The 22,703-nt window shown below is 59.5% G+C and carries 21 protein-coding genes; 8 read left to right on the top strand and 13 right to left on the bottom strand.

The window, feature by feature from the left end; all coding sequences use genetic code 11:
- Positions 1-12: 12 nt before the first annotated feature.
- Complete coding sequence (locus ACN0SW_RS06575; RefSeq protein WP_417727115.1) at positions 13-747, bottom strand: hypothetical protein; 735 nt, start codon at positions 745-747, stop codon at positions 13-15.
- Between the two features lie 91 nt (positions 748-838).
- Here ACN0SW_RS06575 and ACN0SW_RS06580 point away from each other — a divergent pair, with 91 nt between their 5' ends.
- Positions 839-1,162 carry a winged helix-turn-helix transcriptional regulator gene (locus ACN0SW_RS06580; RefSeq protein WP_417727116.1) on the top strand — a complete coding sequence of 108 codons (324 nt, stop codon included), beginning with the start codon at positions 839-841 and terminating at the stop codon, positions 1,160-1,162.
- Positions 1,163-1,294: 132 nt separating this feature from the next.
- Here the strand turns inward: ACN0SW_RS06580 and ACN0SW_RS06585 are convergent, their stop codons facing one another.
- Both ACN0SW_RS06585 and ACN0SW_RS06590 read right to left on the bottom strand, forming a co-directional pair.
- The gene (locus ACN0SW_RS06585) at positions 1,295-1,531 is read right to left on the bottom strand and encodes a YdcH family protein (RefSeq protein WP_417727117.1); all 237 of its coding nucleotides are present in this window, start codon (positions 1,529-1,531) and stop codon (positions 1,295-1,297) included.
- Positions 1,532-1,675: 144 nt separating this feature from the next.
- Positions 1,676-2,473, bottom strand: a complete 798-nt coding sequence (locus tag ACN0SW_RS06590; protein WP_417727118.1) for a pseudouridine synthase — start codon at positions 2,471-2,473, stop codon at positions 1,676-1,678.
- A 99-nt stretch (positions 2,474-2,572) separates the two neighbouring features.
- Here ACN0SW_RS06590 and ACN0SW_RS06595 point away from each other — a divergent pair, with 99 nt between their 5' ends.
- On the top strand, positions 2,573-3,241 hold the full coding sequence (locus tag ACN0SW_RS06595) for a Crp/Fnr family transcriptional regulator (protein ID WP_417727119.1): 669 nt from the start codon (positions 2,573-2,575) through the stop codon (positions 3,239-3,241).
- A 30-nt stretch (positions 3,242-3,271) separates the two neighbouring features.
- Positions 3,272-3,733: a nucleoside deaminase gene (locus ACN0SW_RS06600; protein WP_417727120.1), complete on the top strand. Its 462-nt coding sequence runs from the start codon at positions 3,272-3,274 to the stop codon at positions 3,731-3,733.
- Here the strand turns inward: ACN0SW_RS06600 and ACN0SW_RS06605 are convergent.
- The 4 genes from ACN0SW_RS06605 to ACN0SW_RS06620 form a co-directional block, all read right to left on the bottom strand.
- Positions 3,725-4,690, bottom strand: a complete 966-nt coding sequence (locus tag ACN0SW_RS06605; protein ID WP_417727121.1) for a LysR family transcriptional regulator — start codon at positions 4,688-4,690, stop codon at positions 3,725-3,727. The genes ACN0SW_RS06600 and ACN0SW_RS06605 overlap by 9 nt on opposite strands.
- Before the next feature lie 6 nt (positions 4,691-4,696).
- Complete coding sequence (gene phaR, locus ACN0SW_RS06610) at positions 4,697-5,254, bottom strand: polyhydroxyalkanoate synthesis repressor PhaR (protein WP_417727122.1); 558 nt, start codon at positions 5,252-5,254, stop codon at positions 4,697-4,699.
- A 138-nt stretch (positions 5,255-5,392) separates the two neighbouring features.
- Complete coding sequence (locus ACN0SW_RS06615) at positions 5,393-5,842, bottom strand: phasin, PhaP (RefSeq protein ID WP_417727202.1); 450 nt, start codon at positions 5,840-5,842, stop codon at positions 5,393-5,395.
- Between the two features lie 141 nt (positions 5,843-5,983).
- Positions 5,984-7,786 carry a PHA/PHB synthase family protein gene (locus ACN0SW_RS06620; protein ID WP_417727123.1) on the bottom strand — a complete coding sequence of 601 codons (1,803 nt, stop codon included), beginning with the start codon at positions 7,784-7,786 and terminating at the stop codon, positions 5,984-5,986.
- A gap of 108 nt (positions 7,787-7,894) precedes the next feature.
- Between ACN0SW_RS06620 and phaZ the strand changes: the two genes are divergently transcribed.
- Positions 7,895-9,169, top strand: coding sequence for a polyhydroxyalkanoate depolymerase (gene phaZ, locus ACN0SW_RS06625; protein ID WP_417727124.1), 1,275 nt, complete (start codon positions 7,895-7,897; stop codon positions 9,167-9,169).
- Positions 9,170-9,208: 39 nt separating this feature from the next.
- Here phaZ and ACN0SW_RS06630 read toward each other — a convergent pair whose 3' ends face one another.
- The 3 genes from ACN0SW_RS06630 to ACN0SW_RS06640 all read right to left on the bottom strand — a co-directional run bounded on the left by ACN0SW_RS06630 (position 9,209) and on the right by ACN0SW_RS06640 (position 11,076).
- Complete coding sequence (locus tag ACN0SW_RS06630; RefSeq protein ID WP_417727125.1) at positions 9,209-9,937, bottom strand: alpha/beta fold hydrolase; 729 nt, start codon at positions 9,935-9,937, stop codon at positions 9,209-9,211.
- Positions 9,938-10,025: 88 nt separating this feature from the next.
- Positions 10,026-10,772, bottom strand: a complete 747-nt coding sequence (locus ACN0SW_RS06635) for an alpha/beta fold hydrolase (RefSeq protein ID WP_417727126.1) — start codon at positions 10,770-10,772, stop codon at positions 10,026-10,028.
- Positions 10,773-10,851: 79 nt separating this feature from the next.
- The gene (locus ACN0SW_RS06640; protein ID WP_417727127.1) at positions 10,852-11,076 is read right to left on the bottom strand and encodes a hypothetical protein; all 225 of its coding nucleotides are present in this window, start codon (positions 11,074-11,076) and stop codon (positions 10,852-10,854) included.
- A gap of 248 nt (positions 11,077-11,324) precedes the next feature.
- Here ACN0SW_RS06640 and thrS point away from each other — a divergent pair, with 248 nt between their 5' ends.
- Positions 11,325-13,271 (top strand): threonine--tRNA ligase, encoded by a 1,947-nt coding sequence (gene thrS, locus ACN0SW_RS06645; protein WP_417727128.1) that lies wholly within the window; start codon positions 11,325-11,327, stop codon positions 13,269-13,271.
- A gap of 12 nt (positions 13,272-13,283) precedes the next feature.
- On the opposite strand, the gene ACN0SW_RS06650 is transcribed toward thrS, so the two are convergent.
- The gene (locus ACN0SW_RS06650; protein WP_417727129.1) at positions 13,284-14,000 is read right to left on the bottom strand and encodes a GNAT family N-acetyltransferase; all 717 of its coding nucleotides are present in this window, start codon (positions 13,998-14,000) and stop codon (positions 13,284-13,286) included.
- Between the two features lie 68 nt (positions 14,001-14,068).
- The gene (aspS, locus tag ACN0SW_RS06655) at positions 14,069-15,844 is read right to left on the bottom strand and encodes an aspartate--tRNA ligase (RefSeq protein WP_417727130.1); all 1,776 of its coding nucleotides are present in this window, start codon (positions 15,842-15,844) and stop codon (positions 14,069-14,071) included.
- Between the two features lie 238 nt (positions 15,845-16,082).
- Here aspS and ACN0SW_RS06660 point away from each other — a divergent pair, with 238 nt between their 5' ends.
- Positions 16,083-17,315 carry a class I SAM-dependent methyltransferase gene (locus ACN0SW_RS06660; protein ID WP_417727131.1) on the top strand — a complete coding sequence of 411 codons (1,233 nt, stop codon included), beginning with the start codon at positions 16,083-16,085 and terminating at the stop codon, positions 17,313-17,315.
- Position 17,316: 1 nt separating this feature from the next.
- On the opposite strand, the gene ACN0SW_RS06665 is transcribed toward ACN0SW_RS06660, so the two are convergent.
- Positions 17,317-18,441 (bottom strand): aminodeoxychorismate synthase component I, encoded by a 1,125-nt coding sequence (locus ACN0SW_RS06665; protein WP_417727132.1) that lies wholly within the window; start codon positions 18,439-18,441, stop codon positions 17,317-17,319.
- Positions 18,442-18,601: 160 nt separating this feature from the next.
- Between ACN0SW_RS06665 and ACN0SW_RS06670 the strand changes: the two genes are divergently transcribed.
- Positions 18,602-19,123: a hypothetical protein gene (locus tag ACN0SW_RS06670; protein WP_417727133.1), complete on the top strand. Its 522-nt coding sequence runs from the start codon at positions 18,602-18,604 to the stop codon at positions 19,121-19,123.
- 108 nt (positions 19,124-19,231) lie between these two features.
- Positions 19,232-22,531: a carbamoyl-phosphate synthase large subunit gene (carB, locus tag ACN0SW_RS06675; protein ID WP_417727134.1), complete on the top strand. Its 3,300-nt coding sequence runs from the start codon at positions 19,232-19,234 to the stop codon at positions 22,529-22,531.
- The last annotated feature ends 172 nt before the right edge of the window (positions 22,532-22,703 follow it).

Here is a 22,703-nt window from a genome sequence, read left to right on the forward strand (position 1 = left end):
GCGCCTCATCTCTCAGGCGGCTGCGGGAACTCTGGAGGAGTGACGCCGCAGCTTGCTCAGAGAGACAAAGTGAAAGGCGAGGAAAATCGCCACGAAATAACCCGGAAACATCGCCAATGGATGCAGGTTGATGATGTTAGGAGTCGCATGCGCCATCAGATGCGCGAAACCTTCCGAGGTGGTAATCCCCACCAGCACTGCGACCACGAAATCCCCCAGCCCTATGATATTGGCGCGCAGCAGCTTGGCTCTTGCGTCCGGTGCGCCTTGGGTACAGGCGCGCCACGCCCGGTAGCCCTCGACCCCGGCCCAGATATCGCCCAGCCCGGCCAAAAGCGCGAATTGCCAAGGGATGACACCCGCCACCCAGCCTATCAGGAAAATCACCCCCATGATGCGCGGGATCTGAAAAGCGATGAGCAGCCCCGGATCGGTCTGCGCCACAATGGCCTGCCCCGTCCGAGTCCGCGTGGCCAAGAGCCAAAGTGTCCCGGCGCCACCCAGCATTGAAAGGAGAACCAAAGGCGGCTCTCCCATCGTCGCGGGCACCATGAACCCACCCGATTGCGACAGCGCCATTGCCGCAGCACCCCAAAGCGACAAGACACCCGCAGGCCACAGCACCGCCCGCGCAAGTGCAGCCCCGTCCATCCCTGCGCGCACGGCACCGACGGCCACAACAATCAGCGCGAGCGCCGGCAATAGAATCAAGAATGCATGCACATAGGCGAGAAAGATATCAAACATCAGCGAAACCTCCATTTTGATATCTTTTTGGTAGTTACTATTTATTTTATAGTCAATTCCTATTTTGAACCGAATAGCTATACTCAAACCTATGACGACACCCAACCGTAACAATTGCCCGATCTTGCGGGCCACGAATGCCATGGGCGACCAATGGTCGATCCTTATCCTGCGCGAGTTCTTTCTCGAAGGCCCGCGCCGTTTTCAGGATTTACAGGACATGCTCGGGCTTTCACCCAACACCCTCTCCAACCGGTTGAAAAAGCTGGAAAGCGCAGGAATCCTTGCGCGCCGCACCTATTCTGCCAACCCGCCACGCTCTGAGTATGTGCTGACCGAAACGGGCCGCGCACTCGGACCGGTTATGGGGGCGCTACGCCAATGGGGCGAGATATATACACGAGATCTGGAATAGTGCAGTGGTCTGGCAGGAACGGTTTTCAGGAACGTGGGACTGACCGTCGCCTCTCTGAAAATCGCTGTCCTGAAAATATAAAACGCGCAAGACGGTTTCGCCGTCTTGCGCGCGTCGGTCAATAAATCTGCCTCAGGCAGTAAGCCGACGATAAATCTCATCCTTCAGCGCCGCGCGCTTCTTGCGAATCTCGACCTCGGTCAGCTCTTCCACTGGCTCAACCAGCGTCTCAGCCCGATGCACGGCACGGTTCAGCTCGTGATATTCATCCGCCAATCGGGCGAAATGCGCATCCGCCTGTCTCATTTCGCTGATCTTTTCGGCCAGTTGCGGAAACTCTTCCAGCAACTCGTGGGGGGTATTGGACATCGCGCATCTCTCCTTCTTGATTGCTCGCCCTCAACCCTACGGATCAAACTCCGCCGTCTCCTTGATCCGGATCAACAAAAATCACTCTTGCATTCACCTTGGCAAAAAATACTCGGGCGCAACCCGGCTCAAAGCGCCGCCTGTTCAGCGCCGCCGCCGCTGCGGTTTGGGCCGGGTGGGCTTGGCCTCCACGGCCTCGGGCTCGTCTTTCATACCCAACTGATCGCGCAGCACCCGCGGGCGGATTTCCTCGACCGCGCCCGGCTTCAACTGTCCCAACTGAAACGGCCCATACGACAGCCGGATCAACCGGTTCACCACCAGCCCCACCGCCTCCATAGCACGCCGGATCTCACGGTTTTTACCCTCCCGGATTGACACGGTGATCCAGGCGTTTGCCCCCTGCTGACGGTCCAACGTGACCATCATCGGCTGAAACGCCTCTCCCTCCACCACCAGCCCCTTGCGCAGCGGCTCAAACGTGGCATCCGTGGGTCGGCCATTCACCCGCACCCGGTAGCGCCGCAACCAGCCGGTCGAGGGCAATTCCAGCTTGCGCTTCAGCTCGCCATCATTGGTGAGCAAGAGCAAACCTTCAGAGTTGAGATCAAGCCGTCCGACGCTCATGACCCGCGGCATATCCTCGGGCAGATCGTCATAGATCGTGCTGCGGCCCTGCTCGTCGCGCGTCGTGGTCACAAGGCCGGTAGGCTTGTGATAGAGCCACAGGCGCGGCGGCTCCGGCGCATCGAGCGCCCGACCATCGACCACCACCTTATCCGCAGGCGTGACATTCAATGCCGCGCGCAGAACCTTTTGACCGTTGACGGTGACGCGCCCCGCTTCGATCAGGCGTTCAGCCTCGCGACGGCTTGCGATACCGGCACGGGCAATGACCTTGGCGATTCGCTCGCCCGGCGGAGTGGAGTGGGATGTGTTCATGGGATGAGGCCATAGAGCAAACCGTTGTCTGGAAAAAGACCCTATCAGCACGCCGCCCCCGTCGCTATGGTTTCCACGCACGACGGAAGGGGGCGATCAATGGATTGGCAGTTTGGGCTTTCGATCGGGATTCTGGTCTATATGGCGTTCGTTTTCGATTTTTTCGGCTTTCTGGCGCGGGACGAGTTGCTCTTGCGGCTGCTGATGCTGGCGGCCAGCGTGCTCTATCTGTTCTACTACTATCATGTGGCCGATACGCCACTGTGGGATGCGATCACCACCAATGCCGTGCTCGGTGCGGCCAACCTTGCGATGATCGGGGTCGTGATTCTGGAACGCACGACCTTCTCGATGTCCAAGGAAACAGAGGCGCTCTTTCAACAGTTCCCGATGCTGACACCGGGCCAATTCCGGCGCTTGCTGAAATCCGCGCGGACGATCGCGGTGACCGCGCCGCGCACCCTGACCATGGCCGGCACGCCGGTGAAGCGGCTCTGGTATGTACATGAGGGGGCCTTGCGCATCGACAAGACCGGACAGGAAACGCTGGTCGAGGCACCGATGTTCGTGGGCGAGCTGGCGTTTCTGACCGGCGCGCAAGCAAGCGCCTCGGTCACGGCAGAGCCGGGCGCACGCATTCTGGAATGGGACGCGGCGGAACTGCACCGGCTCTTGCGCAAATCCTCCAAGCTGCACGTTGCCCTTCAGGCCCAGTTCAACGCCGATCTGGTGCGCAAGGTCACGCATTCCGCACCATTGGCCAATTGATCCTTCGGCGGATTGGACACATAAGGCGGCATGAGAGACACGACACATATGGACCGGGCGCTCGATGAAGCGCGGGCCGCCGGTGCCCGTGGCGAGGTGCCAGTGGGCGCGGTGGTGGTCGATGCCGCGGGCCGGGTCGTGGCGCAGGCGGGCAACCGCACCCGGGAACTGAGCGATCCCACAGCGCATGCGGAAATTCTCGCGATCCGCGCCGCGTGCGTAGCACTGGGATCAGAGCGGCTGGTGGGCCATGACCTCTATGTCACGCTCGAGCCCTGCGCCATGTGCGCAAGCGCGATATCCGCCGCGCGTATCGCCCGGCTCTACTACGGCGCGGATGATCCCAAATCCGGCGGCGTTGCCCAAGGGGCACGGGTATTCACGCATCCCCAATGCCACCATGTCCCCGAGGTGTATGACGGAATCGGCGCGCGGGCCTCCGAGGTGCTACTCAAGACATTCTTTCGCGACCGCCGCACGGCTTCAGAATAGCGACAACCCATCGGCCAGAAACGGATGCCGGGCCACGATGGGCGCCACGATCGTATCGCGGAGGATCGGCTTGAGCTTCTCCGCCAGCGTCGCAGGCATATCCTGCAATATCCCCTTGCGCGCGATCACGCTGATCGTGCGCGTGAGCGGCGCCATCGGCAACTCAAACACGTCGATCTGATCGGCAAAGCGCCGCGCCCGCATCAACGCCAGCGGCGTCAGGATCGACCACCCGGTCCCCTGCCCGACCAGTGCAAGAATGGAATGATAGCTGTCCAATTCAAACCGGTGCGGCAAGCTTAGGTTCTGTCGCGCCAGATGTGACGAAATCAGCCGCCCCATGTAATGCCGCTGCGTGTATTGGATAAGCGGCAGACGCTTGAGCTGCCGCAGCACGTCGCGCTCGGGTCGGATCACACCGCGCGGAGCCACCACGGCAAAGCCTTCACGCAAGACCGGATGTACCTCAACCCAATCCGCCTCGCCGCCCAGTTCCGCCGCCACGATCACATCCAGCGCCCGTGCGTCCAACTGGTCATACAAATGATGGCTTGCCCCGGTTTCCAACAGGAACTGACAGCCTTTCAACTCTCCGGCCATATGGGTCAAGAGCTGTGGCGTCACATCCGCCTCCAGATCCTCGATCATGCCCAGTCGAAACCGCGTCAGGGTCGAGAGATGCGACATGGCCAATTCTGCCCGCGCCTGCGCCGCTTCGTTCAGAATGACAAGCGCGCGCCGGTGCATGATCTCGCCTGCCGGGGTCAGTCGGATCGGCCGCGCGTTGCGCTGCAACAGCGTAGCCCCCACCGCCCCTTCGAGATTGGTCAGTTGCTGGCTCACCGCCGACGGGCTCGCCCCCAACCGCCGCGCCGCAGCCGAGATCGAGCGTTCATCGGCCGCCGCCATGAACACTTCGATCCCCCAGAGGGTTATCCGCCCCGGGCTCTCAACCATGCCAATCTATTTGCCCAATTTGGACAGTTTGTCCTGCAATTCAGCCAGTTGTTTCTTGATCTCGTCGAGACCCTCGTCACTCGCCTCCGAGGGTTTGCCACCTTGCGGCGAGGTGCTGCCCAGTCCCTTCAGCCCACCGGTCATCGCCTTCATAAAGGCTTCTTGCTGGGCACGCATCGCCTCCATGCCGGGCATCGCGGCCAGCGGACTGGCCTTGGTCAGGTTCTCCAGCATCTTGGATTGGCCGTCCCGCAGCATGTCGAAACTGGCCGCCAGAAATTCCGGCACGATGCTGGTGGCTTGCGTGGTATAGCTGCGCACCAGATCATTGAGCACATTGATCGGCAGCACGCTCTCGCCCCGGCTCTCATGCTCTGCAACAATCTGAAGCAGATATTGCCGCGTCAGATCATCCCCCGATTTGAGGTCAATGATCTGGACTTCACGCCCGTCGCGGATGAACTCGGCGATATCCTCAAGCGTAACGTAATCAGATGTTTCGGTGTTATAGAGCCGCCGGCTGGCATAGCGTTTGATCAGCAGCGGTTTTTTGGGGTCAGCCAAGGGGTATCCTCCCGGATAATGCAGCGCTGCAGCAGAGCTTAGACGCATGTGCAGAAAAAAGAAAGGGCGAGCCGCATGGCTCGCCCTTCGCAGTCCACACCCCTCAAGGGAGGGGATCAGGGTATGGGTCTGCTAACCTTACTTGGCCGCTGCGGTCGCCTTTTGGGTCGCTGCGGTTACGTCGTCTGCGGCTTTCTTGACAACCTTGGTGGCGTCTTCCTGAATGGTTTTGCCAGCGGCCAGCATCAGCTCGACGGTTTCCATCTGAACTTTCTTCGCCACTTCGGCAAACGCTGCCATGTTCTCGGCGGCCACTTCTGCATTGGCCGATGCGAAATCGGTCATCGCTTTGGCGTAATCAGCGGGCTCAGCTTTGGCTTTGGACATTTCGCTCAGCTTGGCGAGAGTGTCTTTGGTCCATTTGTTCGAGATCTCAGCCGATTTCTCAGCTGCGGTCAGAGCAACACCCGAGAGCTTTTCGCTCAGGGTCGCTTGGTTTTTGAATGCATCTTCCATTGCCTTGGTGTCGACAGGAAAGGTGCCCATGACGTCTTTGAACATCGTGGTGAAATCTTGTGCTTTTGCCATTGGTTCGGTCCTTTTAGCTTCTGGCGGGATGTTCCGCCGTTTCTGCAACTGCAACAACATATACATGCTGCAGTGCAGCATTTCAAGTTTTTTCTGCAGTGCAGCATTTCCCTGTCCCACGAAAGGAAAAAGCGCCAAAGATCAGAGAGTTGCCTTTTTGCGCACATAGGTTCCGGGGGACGGAGCCAGTGCCGGATGCTCCGAATCGCCCGGTTCCCGCGCCGCAACCATCTTGCCGGACCGCTTGGCCAGCCACGTTTCCCACCGAGGCCACCACGATCCCTCGTTATACTGCGCCCCCGCCATCCAGGCCTCGGCATCTCCGCTCAGATCGTCATTGGAGTAATGACCATATTTCTTCTTGGTCGGCGGATTGACGATCCCGGCAATATGCCCGGATTCCGAAACGATAAACGTCCGGTCCTTAGAGCCGGTCTGCTGAAAACCGCGATAGCAATCCTTCCAGGCCGCAATATGGTCGGTCTCACAGGTCACCGACATCAGCGGCACCTTGACGTCGCGGATGTGCAACCGCTCGCCACATAGATCAAAGCCATCGGTCACGAACTTGTTGCTCTGACACAGCCCGCGCAGGTATTGCACCGTCATCTTGCCCGGCAAATTGGCCCCGTCCCCATTCCAATAGAGCAGGTCAAACGCCGGTGGCGCTTCGCCCATCATATAACTGCGCACCGCGGGCTGATAAATCAGATCGCGCGAGCGCAGGAACGACATAGTGCGCCCCATGATGAACGACCGCAAAACCCCCTGCTGTTTCACCTCTTCCTCGATCCCATCAATGAAATCATCCTGAAGAAACGGCGTGAATTCCCCCTGTTCGGAGAAATCGGTCAGCGCGGTAAAGAACGTGGCGGATTTGACCGATTTGTCCCCGCGCTTGGCCATCAGCGCCAACGTCATGTGCAGCGTCGTGCCAGCGATGCAATAGCCAACCGTGTTGACCTGATCCTGCCCGGTGATCGCTTTGGCCTCGCGAATCGCCGTCAGGAATCCTTCTTCGATATAATCTTCCATGCCGACATCGGCATGGCTGACATCCGCATTGACCCAGCTGACCACAAAGAGCGTATAGCCCTGATCAACCACCCATTTGATAAGAGAGTTATCCGGCTTGAGATCGAGAATGTAGAACTTGTTGATCCACGGCGGGAAAATCACGATCGGGATTGCATGCACCTGCTCGGTCGAGGGGCTGTATTGAATAAGCTCCATCATCCGGTTGCGATAGACCACCTCGCCTTCCGTCGTGGCGATGTTTGCGCCCAGTTCGAATGCCTTGTCATCGGCCAGGCGCACCACGAGTTCGCCGTGATTGGCCTCCAGATCGGCAATCAGATTCTCCAGCCCTTTGACGAGGCTCTCCCCCTCGGTCGCGACGGCCCGCTCAAGCGCATCCGGGTTGGTGCCCAGAAAATTGGTCGGTGACATCATGTCGATGATCTGATGGGCGAAATAATCCAGCCGCCGCTTGTCTTTGGGGGGCAGATCCTCGACATCGCCCACAGCTTTCTCGATCGCCTGCGCGTTCAGCGCATATTGCTGCTTGATGTATTTGAAATACGGATGGCTGTTCCACAGCGGATTGCCAAAGCGCTTGTCCCCCGCCAACGGATCGGGCGCGTCCTCTTCGGCCACCGGCTCGCCCCGCAACATGATCTGCTGCGCCTCGATGAAATGCCGCACCGATTTGCCCCAGTATTCCAACTGCTGCTCATAGATCTTGCCGGGGTTTTCAATCGCCTCGGCCCAATAGGATTTCGCCGCCTTGGCAAACAGCTCTTGATTGGGACCGTTCAGCGTCGGGTTCGCAGGTTTACGCGCCGCAAGAGCTTGGATCAAACGCTGCGACAGCTGTTCGACCTTGGCGAGGTTCTCATTCAGTTTTTCCAGATTTTGCCCTGCGACATCGTCTTGCGTTGCCATTTTAAATATTTCCCCTTAACATTTTCTGCTATGCAGCATAGCGTCGCACGAACCGGAGGGGACCGCGCGACGAATAAACCGGGCCCATTGCCCGAACAGGAGACGAACATGCGCTACATGGCCACATACGACCTGATGGAATCCCTCCGAAATACCAATCAATGGTTGGGTGCCTCCGCCCTCTCCCTCGCATCTTATCCACTTTTCAGTATGGTGCCAAATCCTGCTTTGCAATGGATGGCAGCTTGGGGAGAAGTAACCGAACGCAGCTTCAAGCGTATGGTATCCAAGCCCGATTGGGGCATCCGCACCTTTACCCATGAGGATGGGCGCGACCACCTCGTCAACATCGAAACAGTTGTCGCGCGCCCGTTTGGCGATCTGATTCATTTCAACGTGTCGGGCCGTGAAGAACAACCACGCAAGATTCTGCTGGTGGCACCGATGTCGGGCCATTACGCGACGCTGCTGCGCTCGACCGTCAAATCCCTGATCGTGAATTGCGAGGTCTATGTCACCGACTGGCATAATGCGCGTGATATTCCCGTGTCCGAGGGTAAGTTCGACATCGAGGATTATACGCTCTACCTTGTCGATTTCATGAAGGCGCTCGGCCCCGACATCAACGTGATCGCCGTGTGCCAGCCCGCACCACTGACACTCGCCGCAACCGCCTATCTGGCGGAACTCGACCCGGACGCGCAACCCAGCACGCTGACCCTGATCGGCGGGCCGATCAACCCCGATGCGACCCCCACCGATGTGACCGATTTCGGTCGCCGCGTGACCATGGGCCAACTCGAAGAGACCATGATTCAGCGTGTTGGCTTCAAATACAAGGGCGTGGGCCGTCAGGTCTATCCCGGCCTGCTGCAACTTGCCTCTTTCATGTCGATGAACGCCGAACGCCATTCGTCGGCCTTTTCGGACCAGATCCTGCGCGCCTCGCGCGGCGAGGCCAGCGACAACGACGCCCATAACCGGTTCTATGACGAATATCTGGCCGTCATGGACATGACCGCCGAATTCTACCTCTCGACCGTGGAGCGGGTCTTCAAAGGCTTGGAAATTGCCGAGAACAGGTTTTATGTAAACGGTCACAAGGTGGATCTGGGCAAGATCACCCGTGTCGCGGTTAAAACTGTTGAAGGTGGCAAAGACGACATTTCGGCCCCCGGCCAATGCGTCGCAGCTCTCGATCTGTGCACCGGCCTCCCTGACGCCCTCAAGGCCAGCTATCTGGAACCCGAAGCGGGTCACTACGGCATCTTTGCCGGTCGCTCATGGCGCAACAACATCCGCCCCTTGGTGCTTGACTTCATTGACGCCAACGCGCGCAAGGCTCCTAAGCCTGCAAACAAGAACACGCGCGCTTCGGCCTGATAAAACGGGCGGCGGGTTTGCCTGCCGCCCCGCTCTTCTTCACGCATCCACCCGCCGCTGCAACACCAGAGGTTGCCGCAGCCAGCCGCGCAGCGCCGCCGTCGTAACGTCGGGCCGTTCCAACACCGGCAAATGCCCTGCCCCTTCGACCACCACCAGATTGGCGTAGGGAATGAGATCAGCCATGAACCGATGGCGTTTCACTGGGGTCAGCCCGTCTTCCTCACCGCAGAGCACCAGAACAGGCACCTGACAACGCCGCAAGACCGCCTGATAATCGCGTCGCCGTTGCAGAGCACGCACCTGCCGGATGATGGTTTCAGGCCCCAATGCCTCGGCCATACGCACCACCTCAGCCATCACCTCGGCACGCTTTGGCCCAGACGCCAAAGACTCAGGCCGTAACAACATCTGCGCGGCCTCGGCCACGGCCCCGGTCTTGAGCTTGATGATCAAGGGCTCATAGGCCGTCGCAGATTGCGGGGTCTCGGCCAGCGCATTGGTGTCCATCAGCGCCAGACGCGTCACCCGGTCCGGGGCGCGGCGCAAGATCTCCATTGCCACGATCCCGCCCATCGACAGCCCGGCCAAGGCAAACCGTCGCGGCAACACATCAAGCAGGTCCGAGGCAATCTCTTCAATCCGGTCGCCCCCGGTGATCGGTGCCACGGTCACAGCCATGTCCGGGCTAAGCGCTGTCAACTGCGGCGCAAAGAGGCGCGCATCACACATCATTCCGGGCAGAAACACCACCGGCTCACTGCTCATCCGTCACTCCTGCCTCTGACCCGTCTCACTGAGCCTGCACTCGGGCACCACAAAACACCAGTTGCGCGACCCCGGCAAGGCGCACGCCTCATGCCGCGCTCACCTCCGCAACCGCCGCGCCAATCAGCGCCAGACATCCGGCATCAGAAAAGCGATGATCCGCTCCCTTGACCAGCGTCAGCCGTATATCCGGCCCACGCGCATGGTCCAAAAGCTGCAAAGCGACGGACTTATCCACATCCATATCGCAGGTTCCTTGTAGAAATCGAACAGGAAAGGGCAAATCCAACGGCGTGCGCAAAACCAGATTATCGCGGCCCTCCTCAATCAGCCGCCGCGTGATCACATAGGGTTCGCCATACTCCGACGGCAGCGCCACCTGCCCTTCTGTCATCAACGCCCGCCGTTGCGCCGCGTCAAAGTTGCCCCACATCGAATCCTCGGTGAAATCCGGAGCAGCGGCAATCGTCACCAGCCCCGCCACGCGCCGCGGCATCGCCCGCACCAGCAAGAGCGAAATCCAGCCCCCCATCGACGAGCCAACCAAAACCTGCGGCCCCTCGGTCAACGTCTCGATCACTGCGCGCGCATCCGCCGCCCAATCGCCAATCGCGCCAGCCTCGAAATCCCCCGACGATTGCCCGTGCCCGGAATAATCGAACCGCAGAAACGCCCGACCTCTCTCGCGCGCCCAATCCTCGAGCCAGAGCGCCTTGGTGCCCTGCATGTCCGACTTGAACCCGCCAAGAAACACCACACCGGGACCATCCCCCGCGTGCCGGTGATAGGCAAGCCTGCGGCCCTCAGGCCCATCCAGATAGTCAGGGTCCGACATCACATCCTCCGTTTCAGCAACAGTGCGATCATGCACGTCGCAACCGGAAGGATCAAACCAGATTTACCCGGCCCCGCGTTCAGCCGCCGATATAGGCACCGCGCCGTGGCCGGTAGAATACTTTTTGATTGTGCAGACGCCCCAACAGATCATGGATCTGGCGCAGCGCCTCATCGGGATTGCCGAGCGTATCCGCCAGCGCGTCAGGTTGCCCCGACAGTTCCGCCTTGGTCTGGCGCAATGCGGTCTCGATCAGGTCCATATCCTCGACCGACAATTCAAATCTGGAATTATACTGCGGCATTTTTGGCCCCCATCTGATTGAGAACATAACAATTTACATGTCCGATATACGGCATCTAGGGACTCAAATCCGACATGTCCACAGATTTCTCCTGACTCGCAGCAAAAGGGAGAACGTATGCTTTTGCATGCAAATTTCGGCATCAAAACGCCCTCCTATTGACCTTGCGCGTTGAAGAGGGCATGTGACACAGGACAAACCCGCAACCGGGCGTTCCGTGGGCGCCAAACCGACGAGGAGCCAAGCAGATGGCCCAGATTTCCCTCACCTTCCCCGATGGCAATGCACGCAAGTATGACGCGGGCGTAACCCCTGCCGAGGTCGCCGCCAGCATTTCACCCTCGCTGGCCAAGCGGGCAATTTCCGCCCATGTGGAGGGCGCGCATTGGGATCTGCAATGGCCCATCGACCGTGACGCGGCCATCGCCATCAACACGATCAAGGATGACGCGCCCGCGCTCGAACTCATCCGCCACGACCTCGCTCATATCATGGCCCGCGCGGTGCAAGAGATTTGGCCAGATGTGAAGGTCACCATCGGCCCGGTCATCGCGAATGGCTGGTATTACGATTTCGACCGCTCAGCCCCCTTCACGCCCGAAGATCTCAATCTCATCGAGAAAAAGATGAAAGAGATCATCAACCTGCGTGACCCCGTGCGCACCGAAATCTGGGATCGCGACCGCGCGATCCAGCATTATCGCGACACCGGCGAACCTTATAAAATCGAACTGATCGAGGCGATTCCCGGCAATGAGCCGCTGCGGATGTATTGGCACGGCGACTGGCAGGATCTCTGCCGGGGTCCGCATCTGCAAAACACCGGTCAGGTGCCCGCCGACGCCTTTAAACTGATGAGCGTGGCCGGGGCCTATTGGCGCGGCGACAGCACCCGTCCGATGCTGCAACGCATCTATGGCGTGGCATTTCAGAACCGCGATGCCCTCAAGGATTATCTGAACTTTCTCGAAGAGGCAGAGCGCCGCGATCACCGCAAGCTTGGCCGCGAAATGGACCTCTTTCACATGCAGGAAGAGGCCCCCGGTCAGGTATTCTGGCACCCCAACGGCTGGACCGTCTACACCACGCTTCAGGATTACATGCGCCGTCAGCAGCGTCGCGGCGGCTATGTCGAGGTGAACACCCCGCAGGTGGTCGATCGCAAGTTGTGGGAGGCGTCAGGCCACTGGGAGAAATATCAGGAAAACATGTTCATCGTCGAAGTGGACGAGGACCATGCCCGTGAAAAGGCCGTGAACGCACTAAAGCCGATGAACTGCCCGTGTCATGTGCAGATTTTCAATCAGGGTCTCAAATCTTATCGCGAGCTGCCATTGCGCATGGCCGAGTTCGGATCATGCAACCGCTATGAACCCTCGGGCGCTCTGCACGGCATCATGCGCGTGCGCGGTTTCACCCAAGACGACGCGCATATCTTCTGCACCGAGGATCAGATCGAGGCGGAAACCGCGCGTTTCATCGCCTTCCTGTCCGGCATTTACCGCGATCTGGGCTTTCCGGATTTCGAGGTGCTGTTTTCTACCCGCCCCGATGTCCGCGCGGGTAGCGACGAGGTCTGGGACAAGGCCGAGGCGGCCCTCCTGTCAGCCACCCGCGCCGCCGGGATCGAACCCAAGGTGAACCCCGGCGAGGGGGCGTTCTATGGGCCCAAGCTGGAATTCACCCTAACCGACGCCATCGGGCGCAAATGGCAATGCGGCACGCATCAGGTTGATTTCGTCCTGCCCGAACGGCTGGACGCAACCTATATCGGCACCGACGGGGCCAAGCACCGCCCGGTGATGCTGCACCGCGCCGTGTTGGGCAGCTTCGAGCGCTTCATCGGCATCCTGATCGAGGAACACGCCGGTCGTCTGCCTTTCTGGTTGGCCCCGCGTCAAGTGGTGGTCGCCTCGATCGTCTCCGAGGCGGATGACTACGTTACAAAAGTCGCCCAACACCTTACAAACCTTAACATCCGCGCCGAGGCCGATACCCGCAACGAAAAGATCAATTACAAGGTCCGAGAGCATTCCGTGGGTAAGGTGCCGGTGATCCTCGCCTGCGGCCCGCGCGAGGTCGAGGACGGCACCGTATCCCTGCGTCGTCTGGGGGAAAAGGACAGCCGCGTGGTGCCCTTGGATCAGGTCGCCGCAGAACTGGCGCGCGAGGCGACACCGCCAGACCTGTTGTAATCGCAGGGAAATTCAGCGCTGCGCCGGATCAGAGGCCACCCGAACCAACCGCGTGAGGCTACTAAGGCTCTCGCGTTGGTGCCCTTCCGCGTCGAAATTGGATGGGTCAAGCCACAGCGAAAACGCCTCTTTCAACGCGGGCCATTCGGCGTCAATCGCGGCAAACCATGCCGTGTCGCGATTGCGGCCTTTGACCACTGTCGCCTGGCGGAAAATCCCTTCGTAACTCAACCCCAACCGCTGCGCCGCTCGTCGTGACGGCATGTTCAGCGCGTCGCATTTCCACTCGAACCGGCGATAGCCCGCCTCAAAAGCCCATTGAATCAAAAGGAAAATCGCCTCCGTCGCGGCGCGGGAGCGCTGCAGGCAGGGGGCGAAATTGATATGCCCCGCCTCGATTGTGCCCGCTTGCGGCGTGATCCGCAGATAACTGGCCACACCGCCCAGATGCCCATGATCGAGGTCGGTAATGGCATAAAACAGCGGGTCGCTGCCCCCCGCCGCCTCCCGCGCCCATCGGTGCAACTGCGCTGCTGACGAGAACGGCCCATAGGGCAGGTAATCCCAGATCGTATCATCTACAGAAAACGCGCGGTGCAAATCCGCCGCGTGTCGGTCCGCATCCAGCCGATCGAGCCGCGCATAACGCCCCACAAGGGGCGCGCCATCCGGCGCGGGCGGCGGTGTCCAGTTCGTCAGCTTTGGTCCAACTGGCCGATTTTTAGTCATTTTTTTGGGCCTTGCACAAGTTCCTTGGCGCGACTTTGCCCGAATATCGCGCCAAGGGAAAGCCCCACCTAGTCTTGCGGTATGACCCGCAGGCCCAGTTCCATCAACTGATCCGAGGTCGGGTCCGACGGCGCGTTCATCATCAGGTCTTCGGCTCGCTGGTTCATCGGGAACATGATCACCTCGCGGATATTCGAGGTACCCGCCAGCAGCATCACGATCCGGTCAATGCCTGCGGCACAGCCCCCATGCGGCGGCGCCCCGTATTGGAACGCGTTGACCATGCCGCCAAAGCGCTTGCGCACCTCTTCCTCGCCATAGCCTGCGAGTTCAAACGCCTTGATCATGATGTCGAGCTTGTGGTTGCGGATCGCGCCCGAAACCAGCTCATAACCATTGCAGGCAAGGTCATATTGATAACCCAGAACCTTGAGCGGATCGCCATTCAGTGCCTCGATCCCGCCCTGCGGCATCGAGAAGGGGTTGTGCGAGAAATCAATCTTGCCGGTGGTCTCATCGGCCTCATACATCGGGAAATCGACGATCCAGGCAAAGGCAAAGCGGTTTTGATCCGTCAGCCCCAATTCATCGCCAATCACGGTGCGCGCCTTGCCTGCGACCCGCTCGAACGCCTGCGGCTTGCCACCAAGGAAGAACGCAGCATCGCCCACGCCAAGCCCAAGCTGCGCGCGAATGGCCTCAGTGCGCTCAGGGCCGATATTCTTGGCGAGGGGCCCTGCGGCCTCCATCGCGCCATCAGTTTCTCGCCAGAAGATATACCCCATCCCTGGCAGACCCTCTTTCTGGGCAAACGCATTCATGCGGTCACAGAACTTGCGGCTGCCGCCCGTGGGGGCGGGAATGGCGCGGATCTCGGTACCATCCTGTTCCAGCAGCTTGGCAAAGATGGCAAAGCCGGACCCTCGGAAATGTTCAGAGACATCCTGCATCTTGATCGGGTTGCGCAGGTCGGGCTTGTCGGTGCCATACCAAAGTGCTGAATCCGCATAGGAAATCTGCGGCCATTCGGTATCAACAGTCGCCCCCGCGCCAAACTCTTCGAAAATGCCCTGAATGACCGGCTGGATTGTGTCGAACACGTCCTGCTGCTTGACAAAGCTCATTTCAAGGTCGAGTTGGTAGAAATCGGTGGGCGAACGGTCGGCACGCGGGTCTTCGTCGCGGAAACAGGGCGCGATCTGGAAATACTTGTCGAACCCGCTGACCATGATCAGCTGTTTGAACTGCTGCGGTGCCTGCGGCAGGGCATAGAACTTGCCCGGATGCAGGCGGCTCGGCACCAGAAAGTCGCGCGCGCCCTCGGGGCTGCTTGCCGTGATGATCGGCGTCTGAAATTCACGGAATCCTCTATCCCACATCCGGCGGCGCATCGCGGCCACCACATCCGAGCGCAGCACCATATTACGCTGCATCGCCTCGCGGCGCAGATCGAGATAGCGATAGCGCAGGCGGGTCTCCTCGGGGTATTCCTGATCGCCGAACACCTGAAGCGGCAATTCATTGGCTGCTCCAAGGATTTCCATGTCGCGGATGAAAACTTCGATCTCGCCGGTGGGGATCTTGGCGTTGACCAGTCCCTCATCACGAGCTTTCACCTCGCCATCGATTCGGATGCAGAATTCGCTGCGCAGTTTCTCAACCTGCCCAAAAACCGGGCTGTCGGGGTCACAGATTAACTGCGTGACGCCATAGTGATCGCGCAGGTCGATGAACAAAACCCCACCATGATCGCGGATGCGATGCACCCAACCGGCAAGGCGGACGGGCCCGCCTACGTCTGTTTTGGTCAGATCTGCGCAGGAATGGCTGCGATATGCGTGCATGTTTGCTCTCCGGTCCCGGGTCTGGGGTATCGTCTTGGGTTCGGGCCGATACACCTTGGCAGGGCGGCAAAGTCAAGGGTGCGGCGGGGGCCGTGACCGCAAAACCGTTTACACAAAAGGCAATCTGAGTAAAAATACCTGACACATGAGCAGTGACGCCCGGAAAACACGGGCAACATGACTGGTTTGGTACGCCGTTGAAATGCGCCACGGTGGGTGCGGGGAAATGGGGTGTTGTATGTGGACCAAGGCTCTGGATGGGTTGCTGACCCATTTTTTTAAACAAGGACACCTGAGCGTGACCTATCCCGACGGGGTCTCGCGGCACTATGGCGCGGGCACGGCTGGTGACAGGATTGCGGTGACGCTGCATGATCCGACCCTGCCCCGGCGCATCGTACTGTCGCCCGACATGGCGGCGGGCGAGGGCTATATGGATGGCACTCTGACCATTGAAGGCGATGATCTCTATGGGTTTATCAGCCTAGCTATGATCAATATCGCGGCGCAGGGACAGCCATGGTTTAGACGCCCGCTGGAGGCGGTACGCTGGTTCAAGCGGCGTCTGGATCAATTCAACCCGGCACCACGGTCGCGCGCCAATGTAGCCCATCATTACGACCTTTCAGGCGAGCTATACGATCTCTTTCTAGACTCAGACCGGCAATATTCCTGCGCCTATTTTGCTCAGCCGGATATGACCCTGGAAGAAGCCCAAGCCGCCAAAAAGGCACATATTGCGGCGAAACTGCTCATCGAGCCGGATATGCGGGTGCTCGATATCGGATGTGGCTGGGGTGGAATGGGGCTTACGCTGGCACGCGATTTTGGCGCGTATGTGACAGGGATCACGCTCTCGCAGGAACAGCATACGATTGCCAATCAGCGGGCGGAAATGGCGGGACTCGCGGACAGGGTGCGCTTTCATCTGATGGATTACCGCGATGTGAAGGGACAGTTTGACCGCATCGTTTCCGTTGGCATGTTCGAGCATGTGGGCGTGCCGCATTACGACGCCTATTTCGCCACGGTCGAGCGGCTGCTGGCCCCTGATGGCATCGCGCTCATCCACACCATCGGGCGCGCGGGACCGCCGGGAGCGACAAGCCCCTGGATCCTGAAATACATCTTTCCGGGCGGATATTGTCCGGCCATGTCTGAAGCGGTGGCAGCCGTCGAGCGGCACAGGCTGATCACAACAGATGTCGAAGTGTGGCGCCTGCACTACGCGGAAACCCTGCGCCATTGGCGCGACCGCTTTGAGGCCAATATAGACAAGGTGCGCGCGCTTTATGATGAACGGTTCTGCCGGATGTGGCGCTACTATCTGATCGCGAGCGAGCTTACCTTTCGCCTCAATGATCAGGTCGTGTTTCAGTTCCAGTTGGCGCCGAAACAGGACACCGCGCCGTTAACGCGCGATTACCTTTACTGCCCAGAAAATGCGCCGCTGCGCCACGCGGCCGAATAGATCAGGCCGGGACTCGGGCCAAGGCGCGGGCAAAACGCGCTTTCCACAGCGCCTCTTCATATTCGCCCGCTGCCGTGCTGTCATAAACCACACCGCCGCCGACGTTGAGGGTCGCGTGCCCATCGTCAACCATCAGCGTGCGAATGCCGACATTGAACTCAGCGCGCCCGTCAGGGGCCGCCCAACCAATTGAGCCACAATAGATATCGCGAGCACGCTGCTCCAGATCTGCCAAGATCTGCATTGCGCGCAATTTCGGAGCGCCCGTGATGGATCCGCAGGGAAAGAGTGCCCCCAGAATCTCCGACAGGCCCATGCCCGGCATAAGATCAGCAATGATAAGCGAGGTCATCTGGTGCAGGGTCTCGTAGGTCTCGACCGAGAAAAGCTCTGGCACGCGCACCGACCCCGGTACGCTCACGCGGCTGATATCATTGCGCAAAAGGTCAACGATCATCAGATTCTCGGCCCGGTTCTTGGCATCTGATTGCAGAAAGAACCGGCGGCGGGCGTCCTCAGCGGCATCCGGACTGCGCGGCTGCGTGCCTTTCATCGGACGGGTTTCTATGCGACCGTCGGCATGAGTTCGAAAGAACAGCTCTGGCGAACGTGAAAGAATCGCAGGCAAGCCAACCGCCTCAACCAAAGCGCCATAGCGCACAGGCTGAACATCGCAGAGCGCAGCATAAAGCGCCTGTGGTGTACCCTCTACGGTCATACGCAGAGGAAAGGTCAAATTGGCCTGATAGATATCACCGGCACAAATATAGTCATGCACTGCCTGAAATGCCCGTGCATACCGCGTCTGATCCCAGTCGGGCACGAAATCACCAAGTGACGCCAACCCGCTCTTCAAAGATGCCGCAGCGCTTGGTGGCGCGTATGCGCCGAATTGCAAAAGCGGCAAACGGCGACGCACGGGCATATAGGGCGCAAGCCGTGGTTCCAGCGCATAACCCAGTTCATAGCTTGCAAACCCGGCCAGCCAATGTCCCTCTGACCGCGCCTCATCTAGTGCTCTGAGCGCTTGTGGAACCTCTTCGGGCGTGTGCGCCACGATCAAGCGATCCGCCTGCGCGAACTGGCAGGCATCCCCATCAGGCCCATGATCGAAACGAATCTGCACAGCGCATCCTCTTGGCAACTGTTTCGTATTTAGGCCTGCCAAGCGCAAAGCACACCCTTAAATACGTCGGTTTAATCCAGTTTTGCGGTCCGACGCCCGCTTGACAGACTAAGGCAGGCGGGGGACGCTGATTTAGCAATGGACAAGAAAGGGCCTGAAAATGCGGCAATGGATCGGCTGTGTTGTTTGCGTCTGGCTCTCTGCCACTGCCGCCCATGCCGGGCAGGTGTCCATCGGTTTCGAAGGTCCCGGCGAGGGCAAAGCCCCTGTCGAGATGCCTGAAGACGGATACCGAATCGTCACCCGCGACATCATGATCTCAAGTGCGGCAAAATCTGGTGACGGCACTGATGGTCCCAATGAAGTCGAGAGCGAAATGAACGCAAGGGGCGCGATTGCGGTCCTGCGCGAGACCCCGTTCACCTTTATCTCACTCGACTGGCAGTCCGAAACCGGGGCGCCGCAGATTGTGGTCGAGGGATATTCTGGCGCGGTGATGGTGGCGCGGGACCGGTTCGTGGCAAGAGGCATCGGGACAGGCTTCTCGACTTTTGCCGCAGACGCGCTCCGCGGCCATTCGATAGACCGGCTGATCCTCTATCTGCAACGCGACGGCAGCGGCATGGGCGCTCTCGACCGGGTCATTCTGGAAGATGCGGCAGAGTTGCCCGAAACCTCCTGAGCAAGGCGCGGGTTTGCCCCTTGCACCCAAGCCTGTGATGGCTATAACCCCACCAATTTGCGCAGGTGGGGCGGCCCCTCCTGCCCTTCCAGCTGCCCGGGGATCGATATGCCAAAAAGAACCGATATTTCATCCATCATGATCATCGGAGCGGGGCCCATCATCATCGGACAGGCCTGCGAATTCGATTATTCCGGCGCTCAGGCCTGCAAGGCACTGCGCGAAGAGGGATACCGGGTGATCCTCGTCAATTCAAACCCCGCGACGATCATGACCGATCCAGAGCTGGCAGACGCCACCTATATCGAGCCAATCACCCCAGAGGTCGTGGCCCGGATCATCGAAAGGGAACGCCCCGACGCGCTCCTGCCTACAATGGGCGGCCAAACCGGGCTGAACACCGCCCTTGCGGTGGCGGATATGGGCGTGCTGGAGAAATTCGGCGTGGAATTGATCGGCGCCAATCGACAAGCGATTGAAATGGCCGAAGACCGCAAACTCTTCCGCGAGGCGATGGATCGTTTGGGGATCGAGAACCCCAAGGCCACCATCGCCAACAACATGGAAGAATGCATGGCGGCGATTGATTATGTGGGCCTGCCCGCGATCATCCGTCCGGCCTTTACCCTTGGCGGCACCGGCGGAGGTGTGGCCTATAATCGCGACGATTACATTCATTACTGCAAGACCGGGCTTGATGCCTCGCCCGTCAGCCAGATCCTGATCGACGAAAGCCTCTTGGGCTGGAAAGAGTTCGAGATGGAAGTGGTCCGCGACAAGGCAGACAATGCGATCATCGTCTGCGCGATCGAAAACGTCGATCCGATGGGCGTGCATACCGGCGATTCGATCACCGTGGCCCCGGCGCTGACGCTGACCGACAAGGAATACCAGATCATGCGCAACGGCAGCATTGCCGTTCTGCGCGAGATCGGGGTGGAAACCGGCGGCTCCAATGTGCAATGGGCCGTAAACCCCGAAGACGGGCGCATGGTGGTGATCGAGATGAACCCCCGCGTGTCGCGCTCATCGGCTTTGGCTTCCAAGGCGACCGGGTTTCCGATTGCCAAAATCGCGGCCAAGCTGGCGGTCGGCTATACGCTCGACGAGTTGGACAATGACATCACCAAAGTCACGCCCGCGTCATTTGAGCCGACCATCGATTATGTCGTGACGAAAATCCCGCGCTTTGCCTTCGAGAAGTTTCCGGGGGCCAAGCCCAATCTGACCACGGCAATGAAATCGGTCGGCGAGGCGATGGCGATTGGCCGCACCATCCATGAGAGCCTGCAAAAGGCTCTGGCGTCGATGGAAACCGGCCTTACCGGCTTTGACGAGGTCGAGATCGAAGGCGCGCCCGACAAGGCCGCCGTGATCCGTGCGCTCTCTGTGGCCACACCCGACCGGATGCGTACCATCGCGCAGGCGATGCGCCACGGCCTGAGCGATGATGAGATCAACGCCGCGACCGCCTTTGATCCGTGGTTCCTCGCGCGTATCCGCGAGATCGTCGAGGCCGAAGAACGCATCCGCCGCGACGGGCTGCCTATGAACGAGAACGGCCTGCGGCAACTCAAGATGCTAGGCTTTACCGATGCCCGTCTGGCCAAGCTGACAGGCCGCGACGAGGCTCAGGTGCGCCGCGCGCGCGTTAATCTGGGTGTGCGCGCCGTGTTCAAGCGGATCGATACCTGCGCCGCAGAATTCGAGGCACAGACGCCCTATATGTATTCCACCTACGAGGCCCCGATGATGGGTGAGGTCGAATGCGAGGCACGCCCCTCGAAAGCCAAGAAGATCGTTATTCTTGGCGGTGGTCCGAACCGGATCGGTCAAGGGATCGAATTCGATTACTGCTGTTGTCATGCCTGTTTTGCGCTGTCCAAAGCCGGCTATGAAACTATCATGATCAACTGCAACCCCGAGACCGTGTCGACCGACTATGACACCTCGGACCGGCTCTATTTTGAGCCGTTGACCTTTGAGCATGTTATGGAAATCCTGACCAAAGAGCAGGAGAACGGCACATTGCATGGCGTGATCGTGCAGTTTGGCGGGCAAACGCCGCTGAAACTTGCGCGCTCACTCGAGGCTGAAGGCATCCCGATCCTTGGCACCACGCCCGACGCCATTGATCTGGCCGAAGATCGTGAGCGTTTTCAGGCGCTCGTGACCAAACTGGGACTAAAGCAACCTCATAACGGCATTGCCAGCACCGATGCGCAGGCGTTGGCCATTGCTGAAGACATTGGGTTCCCGCTGGTTATTCGCCCTTCCTATGTGCTCGGCGGCCGCGCGATGGAGATCGTGCGCGATATGGCCCATCTGGAACGCTACATCAACGAGGCTGTCGTGGTCTCGGGCGACAGCCCGGTTCTGCTCGACAGCTATCTTTCCGGGGCCATTGAATGCGACGTGGATGCACTTTGCGATGGCAAGCGGGTGCATGTGGCCGGGATTATGCAGCATATCGAGGAGGCGGGCGTGCATTCCGGCGACTCCGCCTGTTCGCTGCCCCCCTATTCCATGAGCGAGGCGACCATTGCCGAGATCAAGAAACAAACTGAGGCGCTCGCGTTGGCGCTTAATGTTGTGGGGCTGATGAATGTGCAATTCGCGGTCAAGGGCGAAGACATCTATCTGATCGAAGTCAATCCCCGCGCCAGCCGCACCGTGCCCTTCGTCGCCAAGGCAACTGACAGCGCCATTGCGTCGATCGCCGCGCGCCTGATGGCGGGCGAGGCAATGGAGGCGTTCCCGTTCCGCGGCCCCTACCCCAAGGACACCAAGCCCGGCACCCTGCCGATGGCCGATCAGATGACACTGGCCGATCCCAACATGCCGTGGTTCTCGGTCAAGGAGGCGGTACTGCCCTTTGCCCGCTTCCCCGGCGTCGATACGATCCTTGGGCCCGAAATGCGTTCGACCGGCGAAGTGATGGGCTGGGATGTGTCCTTCCCGCGCGCCTTCCTCAAGGCGCAAATGGGTGCAGGCGTTGACCTGCCCGAGAGCGGCCGTGTGTTCATCTCGATCAAGGACATGGATAAGCAACCGCAGATGATTGAGGCCGCTCAGGTTTTGGTGGACCTCGGGTTCGAGATCATCGCCACGCGCGGGACAGCAGCCTTTATGTCTGAGGCGGGTATTGCCTGCGAGATCGTGAACAAAGTCTATGAAGGCCGTCCCAACATCGTGGACATGCTCAAGGACGGGCAGATTGCACTTGTGATGAACACCACAGAGGGCACTCAAGCGGTCGAAGACAGCCGCGAAATCCGCTCTGTCGCGCTCTATGATAAAATCCCCTATTACACGACCATGGCCGGATCCCACGCCGCCGCCTTGGCCATCAAAGCTCGGCAAGAGGGTGAGTTGACTGTGCTTCCGTTACAAGGAAGTGCTGCCTAAACACTGCAAATGACTATCTGATTGAAACGGCTCGCTTTTGGCGGGCCGTTTTTGTGTGTCCGGCGGTCATCAACGATTATTTACGATGCATATGAATCGCATAGATCTATAGGATCAAAACTTGATTGCTGACGGCCTAGATGCCAAACGGATCATGCACTAAAAAAGATCA

It is taken from the genome of Roseovarius sp. (assembly GCF_048262375.1).
GTDB lineage: Bacteria > Pseudomonadota > Alphaproteobacteria > Rhodobacterales > Rhodobacteraceae > Roseovarius.

Excerpts from the sequence above, each read along its gene's own strand:
- ACN0SW_RS06575 (WP_417727115.1), bottom strand. The coding sequence starts at position 747 with ATGTTTGATATCTTTCTCGCCTATGTGCATGCATTCTTGATTCTATTG.
- ACN0SW_RS06580 (WP_417727116.1), top strand. The coding sequence starts at position 839 with ATGACGACACCCAACCGTAACAATTGCCCGATCTTGCGGGCCACGAAT.
- ACN0SW_RS06585 (WP_417727117.1), bottom strand. The coding sequence starts at position 1,531 with ATGTCCAATACCCCCCACGAGTTGCTGGAAGAGTTTCCGCAACTGGCC.
- ACN0SW_RS06590 (WP_417727118.1), bottom strand. The coding sequence starts at position 2,473 with ATGAACACATCCCACTCCACTCCGCCGGGCGAGCGAATCGCCAAGGTC.
- ACN0SW_RS06595 (WP_417727119.1), top strand. The coding sequence starts at position 2,573 with ATGGATTGGCAGTTTGGGCTTTCGATCGGGATTCTGGTCTATATGGCG.
- ACN0SW_RS06600 (WP_417727120.1), top strand. The coding sequence starts at position 3,272 with ATGAGAGACACGACACATATGGACCGGGCGCTCGATGAAGCGCGGGCC.
- ACN0SW_RS06605 (WP_417727121.1), bottom strand. The coding sequence starts at position 4,690 with ATGGTTGAGAGCCCGGGGCGGATAACCCTCTGGGGGATCGAAGTGTTC.
- ACN0SW_RS06615 (WP_417727202.1), bottom strand. The coding sequence starts at position 5,842 with ATGGCAAAAGCACAAGATTTCACCACGATGTTCAAAGACGTCATGGGC.
- ACN0SW_RS06620 (WP_417727123.1), bottom strand. The coding sequence starts at position 7,786 with ATGGCAACGCAAGACGATGTCGCAGGGCAAAATCTGGAAAAACTGAAT.
- phaZ (WP_417727124.1), top strand. The coding sequence starts at position 7,895 with ATGCGCTACATGGCCACATACGACCTGATGGAATCCCTCCGAAATACC.
- ACN0SW_RS06630 (WP_417727125.1), bottom strand. The coding sequence starts at position 9,937 with ATGAGCAGTGAGCCGGTGGTGTTTCTGCCCGGAATGATGTGTGATGCG.
- ACN0SW_RS06635 (WP_417727126.1), bottom strand. The coding sequence starts at position 10,772 with ATGTCGGACCCTGACTATCTGGATGGGCCTGAGGGCCGCAGGCTTGCC.
- ACN0SW_RS06640 (WP_417727127.1), bottom strand. The coding sequence starts at position 11,076 with ATGCCGCAGTATAATTCCAGATTTGAATTGTCGGTCGAGGATATGGAC.
- thrS (WP_417727128.1), top strand. The coding sequence starts at position 11,325 with ATGGCCCAGATTTCCCTCACCTTCCCCGATGGCAATGCACGCAAGTAT.
- ACN0SW_RS06650 (WP_417727129.1), bottom strand. The coding sequence starts at position 14,000 with ATGACTAAAAATCGGCCAGTTGGACCAAAGCTGACGAACTGGACACCG.
- aspS (WP_417727130.1), bottom strand. The coding sequence starts at position 15,844 with ATGCACGCATATCGCAGCCATTCCTGCGCAGATCTGACCAAAACAGAC.
- ACN0SW_RS06660 (WP_417727131.1), top strand. The coding sequence starts at position 16,083 with ATGTGGACCAAGGCTCTGGATGGGTTGCTGACCCATTTTTTTAAACAA.
- ACN0SW_RS06670 (WP_417727133.1), top strand. The coding sequence starts at position 18,602 with ATGCGGCAATGGATCGGCTGTGTTGTTTGCGTCTGGCTCTCTGCCACT.
- carB (WP_417727134.1), top strand. The coding sequence starts at position 19,232 with ATGCCAAAAAGAACCGATATTTCATCCATCATGATCATCGGAGCGGGG.